A 13,601-nucleotide genomic window follows, 5' to 3' on the forward strand; every position below is an offset into this window, starting at 1 on the left:
ACTTTCAAAAATCACCCGATAACCAAACACTTCAATAAAATGAAAAAGTATCTTCTATCACTCGCCGTTGTTTCGCTTTTTTATACAGAATCAGACGCCTGTGCCTGGTCTGATCCGGATTATGAATACTTTAATCTTTTTACCCAAAGTATTATTAAAGATAAATCTTATCTGCCTTTTCTACATAGCTACTCGACAAGATTTTATACCGATTTCAGATCGTCGTTGATTCCCGATGAAAATATAGATGCATGGAAAAGATATTTCAACAATCAGATGAGCTATGCTCAAACGGAATATCTTGTCAACAAAATGAGCATTAATGATCTTAATGCGTTAAAGAAAGGCTCTCCTACCAATCAGCTTCTGATCACATTAGGTCCGGGATTTTACCAGAAATATCATGAAGGGATCGATTATCTCATTGAAGCCAAATACCTGGAGCCGTATATGAAGATTAATTATATCGAAGGTGCTGATTCATTTTACTACCGGGAACCCGGAACAGGGAAAAATGCAACTAATCTTGATTATAATAAAACCATCGCTGCATTGACTTCGTTGTATAATGCTGCAAAAAATCCGGAAATCAAACAAAGATATGGTTATCAGCTTGTGCGGTTTAACCATTATACAAGAAATTATGATGCTGCCGTAAAAGCTTTTAAGGCTTATGTAGAACCTTTAAGATTGAAAGGTGCCCCTTACATTATGGCACTTGACCAGCTTGCCGGTGCCCAGCGAGGTTTGGGAATGAACAGTGAAGCCAACTGGAATTTCTTTCAGGTGTTCAGAGACAGCAAGAGCCGTAAAGAATCTGCTTTTGTTTCAATGAAACTTTCTGATACAGCATCTTTCAACAACATTTTAAAACGGTCCAATACAAATGAAGATAAAAATATGGCTTATTTCCTGTTGGGTTATGAAGATTTCAACAATCCGATTCCTGTGATGGAAAAGATGTTTGAAATTAATCCTGATTCAGAAATACTGAAAGTCATGGCAGTACGAAGCATTAACGAATTAGAGAGGAGTTATCTTCCTATTTATTATTATTCGAATGACGATACTATTACTTCTCAGAAAAACACTGCAGATAATAACGACGTAAAAAATAATTCAAATACCACCGAACCAAAAAAAGAAGAGCTTTCCTTCTGGCAGAAAATTATAAGATTCTTTAAAAATCTTTTCAGCAGTAAAAAAGATAAAGGATCGGATGAAAGTAAAGCCGACCAAAGTGACGACGAACTTCTTGATAACCCGGACAGAATTCCTGTCTTTACCAAAAACAACTATTGGTATGATGATAAGACGAAGGATTTTTTGGATGACCTTGAGAAATTTACCTCAAAAACAAAAGAAAAATCTAAGGATGAATACTGGCAAATTGCTGACGCTTATCTGAAATTCCTGAAAAAAGATTATAAAGAAAGTACGGAAATTCTTGAAAATATAAAAACCACCAATCCAGAATATCTTGAAGAGATCAAAAGAATGAAAGTACTTAATGATATTGTTTCCCAACCAAAGATTGATGCGGAATACGAAGATCATTTAATGAAAGACTATTCAGAATACTTTACTGAAAAGCCTGAAGTAAAAAAAGACAGTACTGAAACAGATGAATATGATTATTATGGCGAAGTTCCTTCAACGGCAGATTTTCTGAAAGATGTTCTGGCAAACCGTTATTTCCTTCAGGGTGAAGACGGAAAATCTTTCCTCATGAATAACAAGCTTTCGGATCTGCAGTACAATCCGAATTCCAGCTTGGTGAAAAGTGTTGAAGATTTTTACAGAAAACCCAATAAGACACAATTTGAACAGCAGATCATTGCTAAAAATATTAATGACGTAGGAAATATCGACGCATTTTTCGCCGTGATTTATGGCGACAGAGCAATGAGACAGGCAGATTTTGAAAAAGCCAGATCCTACTATGCAAAAGCACAGAATTTCTCCGGAATTCCAAGATCAGAATGGAATTATGATGACAAAAAAGTCACTCCTTTAAAATATGCTGCGGGAGCTTATAATGGATTGAGCAATATTTCGGATCTTGTATTTGGGCATAATGTATGGGAAAGCTACCAAAGCTCTCCGGAAGAAAGTATGAAGAAAGAAGATTATTCAGTATTTCCGTTTATAAAACCAACAATGAACAAACTGGAACTGACTGATGCTTTAATTCAGCTTAAAAAGATTGGAGCAGGAAAAAACCATGACGCCGCAACGGCCAATCAGCTGATCGGAAATCTTCTATACAACACCTCTATTCTCGGATATTACAGACAGCTTTTTGTGATGGATATAGATAACACAAACGGCGGAAAATATGATTTCCAAACTTCAGACCGCAAAAATCCGTATCAGTATTACTATAAAAATTTCCTGGACAGAACTTATATCGAACCGGATAATTTTGACCTGGCTATTGGATATTATAAGAAAGCATTAGACCTTTCATCCGATAAAGAACAGAAGGCAAGAATTCTGTTCCAGATGGCAAGCGCAGAACAAGGGAAGTATTATCAGTACGAGGCTAAAAACCCTTCAAAAGTTGATTATTCTGACCCTCAATACAGCGAGAAAAGTGATGCTTACCAAAAGCAGCTTGATCAGATTAAAAATCAAAAATACAGAACCTATTTTGCAATGTTGAAATCTCAATACGCCGATACTGAAACCGCGAAAGACCTATTGGGAAGCTGTACTTATTTTAATTATTTTATGAATTAATAAAAAAAGGAATCAGATCGATTCCTTTTTTTGTTCTTGCTCCCGTAACCATTCTTCATGTTTTTTTCTGAATAGCTTATCTTTATAATCCTGATTTCGCTGTGCTGCATCAATAGAATGGGAAGAATGAATGTCACTATCTTCCTCCGCAAAATCTGCAAGTTTTTCGTAATAGCAGTGGAGTTGATCAAGTTCCTTTTCCGTTAAATCTTCTATATCTACAATTCTGTTACTGGCCTTCTCGTTGGCTGCAATCAGTTCATTCAATTTTATCTGAATTGCTTTTGAATCTTTATTCTGAGCCTTCTGAATTAAGAATACCATCAGAAAGGTAATAATTGTCGTTCCGGTATTAATGACAAGCTGCCATGTTTCAGAATAATTGAAGATCGGCCCGGAAATTCCCCAGGCAATAACGATAATAGTTGCTCCAATAAAAGCATACGAACTTCCCGTAAACTTTGTTGCCCAATTTGAAAATCTTTCAAATATACCTTGATCTTTAGACATAATATTAATTTTTCAATGAACAGGCAGCAAAAACTCCGCCGAAACAGCAGAGTTTTAAGGTTAAATAATAGTTTGAATGATTTTAATATTTTATCGCTTTATCAATTTCTATAGGATTATTATTTTTCTTAATATTTTCCTGCATCATTTCTGAGAGTTCTTTGAGCTGTTCAGGTCGCTTCACCTCAATTCCCATAACCATAAAATGTGCATCAGGATTGGTATTATTTCTATAATGCTCTTTAAACGTATGAAGCGGATCGTTATAATAATCAAGCATCAGTTTTCTAAGTCTGGATTCGGGAATTTTAACGGGTTTCTGACCTCCAAAGTTCTCAAGAATTCCAAGTGTTTCGTATGTTTTAGGGATTTTATAACTTTTTACCAAAGAAAACTTAAAATTATCTTTATCATCATAAATTTCAAATATCATTCCCGGTAAACCTTGGAATTTATACGGTCCTTCGCTTAGATTGATGTCTTTCGTAAACCAGGCAGTCCAATTTCTGCCTCCGTATTTTGTAGTGGCTTTCTGAACTTTGTACCCACCGATGGTTCTTGTCTCGTTATCGAGCTTCCAATTCATTTTGTCATTTGTTTCTACAATGAACATATTCTGAACCATAATATAATTGGAATTAACCGTAGAATTTTTCTTCCTTGTAAGCGCAGGGGTGTCATCCCATATCACATTATTCTCACCTCTCGTTTTGTTGATTGAATCGGTGACTACAAAATCATAATTGTAAAATTTTACCTGATCCGGATTTACATCAAGGACCATACTTACTTTTCTTTTTTCCGGAGAAGCAGAATCCATCTTGAAATGATATTCATAAATAAAGCGATGGGTTTGTGCATTAAATGATAAGCTTAACAATATCATTACAAGTAGAAATTTTCTCATAGTAATATTTTTCACAAATATACATATAAAATAGAACCTTGCAATACATAATACTAATTTTAACATTTTATTAAATAAAAAAATCCCTCTTCTTTCGAAAAGGGATTTATTATCATAGCAAAGTTGATTTGCAATAAAGACTTTTGGTCTTCAGGCAATTATCACACTTTAATTTCTACGTCTACACCAGAAGGAAGTTCTAATTTCATTAGAGCATCAACCGTTTTAGAAGAAGAAGAGTAGATATCCATCAATCTCTTGTGAGCAGAAAGTTGGAATTGTTCTCTTGCTTTCTTGTTTACGTGTGGAGATCTCAACACAGTGAAGATTCTCTTATTTGTTGGCAATGGAATCGGGCCGTTTACAACAGCACCGGTAGCCTTTACCGTTTTTACGATTTTCTCAGCAGATTTATCTACCAAATTGTAATCGTAAGACTTAAGTTTTATTCTGATTCTTTGTGACATTTTAATCTAATTTAAATTAACCTTTTGCTTTTGCGATTACATCTTCAGCAATGTTCTGCGGAGCAGCTTCATATCTTTCGAATTCCATCGAAGATGTTGCTCTACCAGAAGATAATGTTCTCAATGAAGTAACATAACCGAACATTTCAGATAGTGGAACGAAAGCTTTGATAACTTTAGCGTTGTTTCTATCGTCCATACCGTTTACAGTACCTCTTCTTCTGTTAAGGTCACCTACGATATCACCCATATATTCTTCAGGAGTTACTACTTCAAGCTTCATGATTGGTTCCATGATAACCGCTTTAGCAGCTCTACCCGCTTCTTTGAATCCCATCTTAGCAGCTAATTCGAAAGATAACTGATCGGAGTCAACCGCGTGGAAAGATCCGTCTTTAAGGACAATTTTCATCGCTTCAACTTCGAAACCAGCCAAAGGACCGTTCTTCATTGATTCTTTGAATCCTTTTTCAACAGCAGGAATAAATTCTCTAGGAATGTTACCCCCTTTGATTTCGTTGATAAATTCAAGCCCCGTTTTACCCTCATCTGCTGGACCGATTTCAAATACGATATCTGCGAACTTACCTCTACCTCCAGATTGCTTTTTGTAAACCTCTCTGTGGTTAGCTTTTTGTGTAAGAGCTTCTTTGTATTCTACTTGCGGTTGACCTTGATTAACTTCAACTTTAAACTCTCTTCTCATACGGTCTACGATGATATCTAAGTGAAGCTCACCCATACCTGAGATAATTGTTTGTCCTGAAGCCTCGTCAGTCTTAACCTGGAATGTCGGATCTTCTTCAGCTAATTTAGCTAGAGCGTTACCCATTTTATCCTGGTCAGCCTTAGTTTTAGGTTCAACAGCGATACCGATTACCGGATCTGGGAAGATCATAGATTCAAGAACGATTGGGTTCTTTTCATCAGATAATGTATCTCCTGTTTTGATATCTTTAAATCCTACAGCTGCACCAATATCTCCAGCTTCGATAAACTCAACCGGGTTTTGCTTGTTAGCGTGCATCTGATAGATTCTTGAGATTCTTTCTTTGTTGTTTGAACGAGTATTCAATACATAAGAACCTGCATCAAGTCTTCCTGAATAAGCTCTGAAGAATGCTAATCTACCTACGAACGGGTCAGTAGCAATTTTGAAAGCTAATGCAGAGAAAGGCTCATCAACAGATGGTTTTCTTTCGATATCAGCATCAGTTCTAGGGTCTGTTCCTTTAATATTATCCTTATCAAGTGGAGAAGGAAGATATTTACAAACAGCGTCAAGCATGAACTGTACACCTTTGTTCTTGAAAGAAGAACCACAAGTCATAGGAATGATAGAAAGGTCGATAGTCGCTTTTCTTAAAGCTTCGTTAATTTCGTCTTCCGAAATTGAATCCGGATCTTCGAAGAATTTCTCCATCAAAGTCTCATCGTAGTCAGCAACAGCTTCTACCAATTTCTCTCTATATTCAAGAACTTCATCTTTCATATCGTCAGGAATTGGAACTACCTCGAAAGTAGCACCTTGTCCTGCGTCATCCCAGATGATCGCTCTGTTTTTGATTAAATCAACAACTCCTTTGAAATCTTCTTCAGCACCGATTGGTAAAACGATTGGAACTGCATTAGATCCTAACATTTCTTTAACTTGTTTTACAACGTTTAAGAAGTCAGCACCTTGTCTGTCCATTTTGTTTACGAATCCCATTCTAGCTACTTTGTAGTTGTCAGCAAGTCTCCAGTTTGTTTCAGACTGAGGCTCTACTCCATCTACGGCAGAGAATAAGAATACAAGACCATCCAATACTCTCAAAGATCTGTTTACTTCTACAGTGAAGTCAACGTGTCCCGGTGTATCGATGATGTTGAAGTGGTAAGGTTTTGTTTCAGGTAAAGTTTTCCCCTGGTCAGTTGGGAAGTTCCAAGAACAAGTTGTTGCAGCAGAAGTAATGGTGATACCTCTTTCTGCTTCCTGCTCCATCCAGTCCATTGTAGCGGCACCTTCGTGAACCTCACCAATCTTGTGAGTTTTACCTGTATAGAATAAAATTCTTTCTGTAGTGGTCGTCTTACCGGCATCAATGTGAGCGGCAATACCAATATTTCTTGTATATTTAAGATCTCTTCCCATTTCAGATTAGAATTTGAAGTGTGAGAAAGCTTTGTTAGCTTCCGCCATTTTGTGAGTATCGGTTTTCTTTTTGAAAGCAGCACCTTCTTCTCTTGAAGCAGCTACAACTTCGTTAGCTAATTTCAAAGCCATAGACTTATCATTTCTGGCTTTAGAATATTTGATTAACCATTTCATGGCCATAGAGATTTTTCTATCAGCTCTGATTGGCATCGGGATCTGGAAGTTAGCTCCACCTACTCTTCTGGAACGTACTTCTACGTGAGGCATAACGTTTGTTAATGCATCTTTCCAGATTTCAAGGGCTGTTTTCTCAGTATCACCTTTTTTAGTTTCTACAATATCCAACGCATCATAGAAAATTTTGAATGCGATTGACTTTTTACCATCAAGCATCAAATTATTTACGAATCTAGTTACCAACTGATCATTAAATTTCGGATCTGGTAACAACGGTCTTTTTTTCGCTTTTGTCTTTCTCATTGTTTCTGTACCTTATTTAATGATTATTTTTTCTTTCCTTTTGTTGGTGCAGCTGGTGCCTGACCTGGTTTAGGTCTCTTAGCTCCATACTTCGATCTTCTCTGTGTTCTTCCATTTACACCTGCAGTGTCTAATGCACCTCTTACGATGTGGTAACGTACTCCCGGTAGGTCTTTCACCCTTCCGCCTCTTACCAATACTATCGAGTGCTCTTGAAGATTATGTCCTTCGCCCGGGATGTAGGCGTTAACTTCTTTACCGTTAGAAAGTCTTACCCTTGCAACTTTTCTAAGTGCAGAGTTAGGCTTCTTCGGTGTAGTAGTATATACTCTCGTACATACACCACGTCTTTGTGGACAAGAATCAAGGGCAGCCGATTTGCTCTTCTTGGCAAGCGTGGCTCTTCCTTTTCTTACTAATTGTTGAATAGTAGGCATTTAATTGCTTTTTATTTTAGGGTGCAAAAATATAAATAATTTTTTAATTAGCAAACACCTGCATGAAAATAAAAATCAACACTTTAACTCCTTAAAAAAGAAATTTTATTACAACATCAGGATTTCAGCGCAAAACCGGCAAATAGGCGGAGATAATAATTACTTCTGGTTTAATTAAATTATTGTTAATTATTAATATTTATTCTGACCAGCAATCATAAAGACTAATTTCTTAATGAATTATAAAAATTTTAAAGATAAGCATCATCAATCAGCACTTTTAGAATTCGGCATAATATTTTCTTAAATTTGTTTCAAGAAAATAAACTACCTTATTATATGAAAAATTCGAACATCATCGGCCTTCAGGAAGCCGACTGCCAGCAGATCGCAGAAAAATTAAATATCCTTTTGGCAAATTATTCCGTATTTTATCAGAATACAAGAGGCTCTCACTGGAACATTAAAGGAGATCAGTTCTTTACACTTCACCCGAAGTTTGAAGAGTTATACAACAATCTTGTGCTAAAAATCGACGAAATTGCCGAGAGAATATTAACGTTGGGCGCTACCCCTGCACATAATTATTCTGATTATCTTAAAGTAGCTACCATCAAAGAAAGCCAGGAAGTGAGTGACGGAACTAAAAGTGTGGAAATTATTTTAAATTCTTTTAAAGTTGTGATTGACCTTCAGAGAGAACTTTTAGACATTACAGAAAAAGCAGGAGATGAAGGAACCAATTCCCAGATGAGCGATTACATCACTGAACAGGAAAAAGAAGTATGGATGTATAATTCATATCTTGGAAAGTAATAAATTTAACAGTAAAATAAAAAATCACCTTATATTTAGGTGATTTTATTTTTATTAATTATATTTGCGTATAAATTACACAATTATGCATAATGTACGATTAACCTCCATTCTGGACAACGATTTCTATAAAATAACAATGCAGAATGCTGTGGTAAAATTATTTCCCAGTTCTATAGTAAAATACGAATTCATCAACAGAGGAAAACATCAGTTTCCTGAGGGCTTTGATGCTGCTTTAAGAGAAGCTGTTAACAAAATGGCCGAACTTAAACTTACAAAAGAAGAGAAAAAATTCATGGCGAAAACTTGCCCGTACATCGATCTTCCCTATCTGGATTTTCTCGAGGGCTACCACTACGATCCGTCTGAAGTAAAAATTCATCAGGAAGGAAGTGAGCTTTCTGTTATTGTGGAAGGACTTTGGTACAGAACGATTCTCTGGGAAGTACCTTTGCTTGCCTTGATCAGTGAGCTTCATTATGAAATGAACCACATGGAAAGGGATCCTAATGAAGTCATCATGAAAAGAACTCTAGAAAAAGCCGCAACACTGGAAAAGCTCGGGGTTAATTTTGCTGAATTCGGAACCAGGAGAAGACATTCTCACAAAGTGCAGAACCTGGTCATGGAAGCTCTCACCCAGAAAAAAAATTCAACATTCATTGGAAGTTCAAACGTACATTTTGCAATGAAATATGGTGTAAAACCTATCGGAACCCATGCCCATGAATGGTTTATGTTTCATGCTGCCGAATATGGCTTTAAAATGGCCAATGAATTGGCATTGGAACATTGGGTAGATGTCTACAGAGGCGACCTGGGAGTTGCGCTATCAGACACTTATACTACGGACGTTTTCTTTCAGCAGTTTGATAAAAAATTCGCCAAACTATTTGACGGAGTGCGACATGACAGTGGCGACCCACTCGAATTTGCGGACAAAACAATCGCTCATTACCAAAAACATGGCATTAATCCTTTATTCAAATATATCATATTCTCTGATGGATTAAATCTCGAAAAGGTAGAAGAAATTACCAACTACTGCAAAGGAAAAATCGGAGTATCGTTCGGAATCGGAACGAACCTGACCAACGATGTTGGTTTGAAGCCGATGAATATTGTGATGAAATTAATTGGTGTGCAGGCACCTAACCACGAATGGATCCCTACCGTAAAACTTTCCGATGAACACGGGAAATATACAGGAGATCCTAAAATGATCGAATTAGCCAAAGAGTTTTTAAGAATTCGGAATTAATAAATTTATAAGTGAGTTTTTATAGTAAATTTTCAGAAAAAGATCTGATTGAATCTTACAAGAATCAATTGGATTACCAAGGCAAAGCCAGCCAAGAGCTTTTAGATGAAATTTCAAAGAGAGGAAATATTAATGATTTCGAGCTGACCATAGAAAATCAGAAAAAACTCCAGAATGAACGGAACAGACTTATACGAGAAATTCATCAACATTACATGAATAAATGTTCAAAACAAGAATGCCTTTCTTTAATAAGTTCAGATCTGTTATCGGAGAAAGATATGGAAGAACTTGTTCAAATTAAGTACGCACATATTCATCAAAACATTGAAAATTTAAAAGTTGATTCTATAACAATACTAAAAAGCTTTTATGCTGCTCTTATTTCCTCTATAATCACTTTTGTTTTACTAACAATAGCTATTTATACAATGAAATTCTTAATAGCATTTCATTTTTTTCTCCTTATCCCTGTGTATATAATAAATTATTGGATTATAAGAATGATTGTAAGGAAGACAAGAGAAAATATTGTAGTTTTTATAGCAACTTTTGTAGCCACCTTGTTGAATGTTTTTTATTTCCTCTTTTTTATCTCTAATTAAAATTCAGTTAATTCTTACTCAGTTTTTTCATTAAGATTGCTTCCATTTTTTCATACCCTTTTGCCGTCGGATGAATTTCATCTTCCGTGTAAATTTTGTCAAGCCCATTTCGAGAATCTTTCATTTCGGAATGATAATCCACATAAGGAATGATGTGCTTTTTTGCATACCCCTCAATCATTTTATTGAGAGCAATCACCTTTTCCGCCGGATGCATATCTTTTCTCCAGCCAAAATCATAAGCAGGAAGAACGGAACATAAAACAACTTTAATACTATTCACCTTTGCCAGCTCTGCCATTGAAACAATATTTCCAAAAACCTTATCCAGAGAAATAGATCCCTGATTTTCGGCAATATCATTCGTCCCGGCAAGAATAATGACACGTTTTGGTTTTAAATTGATAACATCTTCCCTGAATCGTAACAGCATTTGAGAAGTCACCTGACCGCTAATTCCACGCCCCACAAAATTATTTTTAGTAAAGAATGAAGGATCCGTAGAAAACCAGCCTTCTGTAATAGAATCTCCCATGAATACAGTATTCGGAGCTATATTTTTAGATAAAACTTCCTGATTTTGCTTTTCATATTTTGCATAATTGGCAAAATCCTGCGCTGATAAGACTGATGAAAAAATAAGGGTTGTAATAATTAACAATTTCATAAATGTATTTTATATTTAAATTGATGAAACAACAAAACAAATATACGTTTTGAAACAATTAAAACCATTACTTAAAAGAATTTTAAAGAAAAATCATTAATAAAATAGAACTTACGGTTTCCCGTAAAAGAAATCAATTTTCCTTTTTGTAATTTTGAAAAATGGAGATCATGTATTTAATAATAGGCTGTATCGCAGGAGGAATAATCGGAGCGATCATCCAATATTTTGCCTCGAAATCATCAATGATTTCAAGAAATTCTTTTGACGAGCTGAACAATCTTTACATCAGGACCCGTGCAGATCTTGAAAATTCAAATCTCAAAATTCAGGAGTTGAATCAAAATATTATTGATGATAAAGAATTGAATCTGCAGCAGGCCGATCTAATGAATGATCTTAAAAATGAATTTTCCAAAATTTCGGCAGAATACGCTTCATTAAACACTCAATTCCTGGAGCAAAAACAACTGCATGCAAAACAAACGTCTCAAATCGAAAGTCTATTGACAGAAAAGCAATCTCTTTTTGCAAAAAACTCAGAACTTTCTGCCATCAATGAAAGCCTGCAGAAATCTCTTGAAACCCAAAAAGAAGAGATCACAAAAATTCAGGAAGAATCTAAATTACAGTTTGAGAATCTTGCGAATAAAATTCTTGAGGAAAAAGCAGAGAAATTCACCACTTTAAATCAGAATAATTTAAAAACTATCCTTGAGCCTTTTCAGGAGAAAATAGCTGATTTAAAGAACCGAGTGAATGAAGCTTATGAAAAAGAAAATAAAGAACGTTTTTCTCTTGCGGAAAAAGTAAAGGAACTGGCAGAACTCAATCAACAAATATCCGAAGATGCAAAAAAGCTGACCCGTGCCTTAAAAGGAGAAAGCAAAACACAGGGCAACTGGGGTGAAATGATTTTGGAAAGTATCCTGGAAAAATCCGGCCTTGTAAAGGGAAGGGAATATTTTCTGGAGCATGAACTTCGTGATGAAGACAACAAAGCTCTCTTCTCTGAATTCTCCGGCAAAAAAATGCGCCCTGACGCCGTTGTAAAATATCCGGATGAAAGAAATGTAATCATTGATTCTAAAGTTTCTCTCACAGCCTTCACGGAACTTGTGGATGAAACCGATCAGGATATTTACCAGATAAAGATTAATCAGCATTTGTCATCCATTAAAAATCATATCACCCAGCTTAGCCAGAAAGCATATGATGACTACGGAAAGTCACTGGATTTTGTAATGATGTTTATTCCGAGTGAGCCCGCTTACATTGCCGCCATGCAGGCAGACCAAAACCTTTGGAACTATGCTTACGACAGACGAATTTTGCTGCTCAATCCAAGCAACCTGATCACCTCATTAAAACTGATTGCCGATCTCTGGAAACGTGAGTATCAGAACAGAAACTCCATGGAAATTGCAGACCGAGGAGCCAGACTTTATGACAAGTTTGTAGGATTTGTCGATAATCTAGAAAAGGTCGGTAAGAATCTCGATCTGGCAAAGAATGTATATAATGAAGCCTACAAACAGCTTTCTACAGGAAATGACAATCTTGTAATTCAGACACAAAAGCTAAGAGCCCTGGGAATAAAAAACAAAAAAGATCTTCCTCAAAGCCTGATCGATAACGCGCAAACCTATCTGGATATCTCAGGTGAATAAACTCACTCCGCCCCAAAACCGGAGTTTTTCTTTTCTAAATCTGATTTAAAAGTATCTTAAAGATAATTTTACATAATTTTGTGGAATGTTAATAGAAAGCTTTCAGAACGAAAAAGTAAAATATATCACCAAACTTCTTACGGACAACAGGTTTAGAAAAAAATCAGATGTTTTTGCCGTTGAAGGGCAGCAGGAAAACGAGCGTGCACAGACCTTCGGATTTGAACCTGTTGAATTTTTCATCTGTGAAAATATCTTTCAGAAAGAAATACCAAAAGGGAAAATTCATTTCGTAAGTGAAAAAGTATATGAAAAAATAGCTTATCGTGGGAGTTCGGAAGGCATTATCGGTATTTACAATACAAAAACATCAGACCTTCTTTCTTTCGCTCCTAAAAAAGATTCTACCATCATTGTAGTTGAAGGTGTTGAAAAACCCGGCAATTTGGGGGCTATTTTAAGAAGCTGTGAAGCGTTCGGGATTGATGCACTAATTGTATCTGATGGAAAAACTGATTTCTACAACCCTAATGTTATACGTTCAAGTGTAGGTTGCCTTTTCGGAATGAATGTATTTCAGGCTGATAATGAGGAGACCATAGAGTTTCTTAACAAAAACGGATATCAAATCTATACGACCATTATGGATGAAAGCTCACAGGATCTTTACACAAGAGATTTCAAAGAGAAATCCGCTGTTGTATTTGGAACGGAACATTCAGGCTTAAGTGAATTTTGGATAAATAAAGGAAAAAATACACTTATCCCAATGAGCGGAAGCATAGATTCCCTTAACCTGAGTAATGCGGTCGCGATTACCTGTTATGAAACGCTGAGACAGAAAAAATCATAATACAATCCACTATTGATGATATATAAGCATAAAAAAACCGCATCAC

Annotated in this window: 13 protein-coding genes; 6 read left to right on the top strand and 7 right to left on the bottom strand. The window is 35.9% G+C overall.

The genetic code is table 11. The features are described 5' to 3' along the window. Positions 1-39 precede the first annotated feature (39 nt). The gene (locus BMW64_RS10240; RefSeq protein WP_089999874.1) at positions 40-2,742 is read left to right on the top strand and encodes a hypothetical protein; all 2,703 of its coding nucleotides are present in this window, start codon (positions 40-42) and stop codon (positions 2,740-2,742) included. A 12-nt stretch (positions 2,743-2,754) separates the two neighbouring features. On the opposite strand, the gene BMW64_RS10245 is transcribed toward BMW64_RS10240, so the two are convergent. The 6 genes from BMW64_RS10245 to rpsL form a co-directional block, all read right to left on the bottom strand. Next, a complete protein-coding gene (locus BMW64_RS10245; protein WP_089999875.1) occupies positions 2,755-3,252 on the bottom strand; it encodes a low affinity iron permease family protein in 498 nt (165 codons plus the stop codon). A gap of 82 nt (positions 3,253-3,334) precedes the next feature. Next, a complete protein-coding gene (locus BMW64_RS10250; protein WP_228400908.1) occupies positions 3,335-4,159 on the bottom strand; it encodes a GLPGLI family protein in 825 nt (274 codons plus the stop codon). A 161-nt stretch (positions 4,160-4,320) separates the two neighbouring features. Next, a complete protein-coding gene (gene rpsJ, locus BMW64_RS10255; RefSeq protein ID WP_002661363.1) occupies positions 4,321-4,626 on the bottom strand; it encodes a 30S ribosomal protein S10 in 306 nt (101 codons plus the stop codon). 16 nt (positions 4,627-4,642) lie between these two features. Continuing rightward, complete coding sequence (gene fusA / locus BMW64_RS10260) at positions 4,643-6,760, bottom strand: elongation factor G (protein ID WP_089999877.1); 2,118 nt, start codon at positions 6,758-6,760, stop codon at positions 4,643-4,645. A 6-nt stretch (positions 6,761-6,766) separates the two neighbouring features. Further along, complete coding sequence (gene rpsG / locus BMW64_RS10265; protein ID WP_072883914.1) at positions 6,767-7,243, bottom strand: 30S ribosomal protein S7; 477 nt, start codon at positions 7,241-7,243, stop codon at positions 6,767-6,769. Positions 7,244-7,266: 23 nt separating this feature from the next. Next, complete coding sequence (gene rpsL / locus BMW64_RS10270; RefSeq protein WP_089999878.1) at positions 7,267-7,680, bottom strand: 30S ribosomal protein S12; 414 nt, start codon at positions 7,678-7,680, stop codon at positions 7,267-7,269. A 339-nt stretch (positions 7,681-8,019) separates the two neighbouring features. Here rpsL and BMW64_RS10275 point away from each other — a divergent pair, with 339 nt between their 5' ends. From BMW64_RS10275 to BMW64_RS10285, 3 genes are all read left to right on the top strand, one after another. After that, on the top strand, positions 8,020-8,496 hold the full coding sequence (locus BMW64_RS10275) for a Dps family protein (RefSeq protein ID WP_089999879.1): 477 nt from the start codon (positions 8,020-8,022) through the stop codon (positions 8,494-8,496). Between the two features lie 85 nt (positions 8,497-8,581). After that, positions 8,582-9,760, top strand: coding sequence for a nicotinate phosphoribosyltransferase (gene pncB, locus BMW64_RS10280; protein ID WP_089999880.1), 1,179 nt, complete (start codon positions 8,582-8,584; stop codon positions 9,758-9,760). 11 nt (positions 9,761-9,771) lie between these two features. Beyond that, positions 9,772-10,365, top strand: a complete 594-nt coding sequence (locus tag BMW64_RS10285; RefSeq protein WP_089999881.1) for a hypothetical protein — start codon at positions 9,772-9,774, stop codon at positions 10,363-10,365. Positions 10,366-10,372: 7 nt separating this feature from the next. Here BMW64_RS10285 and BMW64_RS10290 read toward each other — a convergent pair whose 3' ends face one another. Continuing rightward, on the bottom strand, positions 10,373-11,032 hold the full coding sequence (locus BMW64_RS10290) for an SGNH/GDSL hydrolase family protein (protein WP_089999882.1): 660 nt from the start codon (positions 11,030-11,032) through the stop codon (positions 10,373-10,375). Between the two features lie 161 nt (positions 11,033-11,193). Here BMW64_RS10290 and rmuC point away from each other — a divergent pair, with 161 nt between their 5' ends. Both rmuC and BMW64_RS10300 read left to right on the top strand, forming a co-directional pair. Next, on the top strand, positions 11,194-12,702 hold the full coding sequence (gene rmuC / locus BMW64_RS10295; protein ID WP_089999883.1) for a DNA recombination protein RmuC: 1,509 nt from the start codon (positions 11,194-11,196) through the stop codon (positions 12,700-12,702). A gap of 85 nt (positions 12,703-12,787) precedes the next feature. Continuing rightward, the gene (locus BMW64_RS10300) at positions 12,788-13,555 is read left to right on the top strand and encodes a TrmH family RNA methyltransferase (RefSeq protein ID WP_089999884.1); all 768 of its coding nucleotides are present in this window, start codon (positions 12,788-12,790) and stop codon (positions 13,553-13,555) included. The last annotated feature ends 46 nt before the right edge of the window (positions 13,556-13,601 follow it).

This window comes from Chryseobacterium taichungense (assembly GCF_900109935.1).
Taxonomy (GTDB): Bacteria; Bacteroidota; Bacteroidia; order Flavobacteriales; family Weeksellaceae; genus Chryseobacterium; species Chryseobacterium taichungense.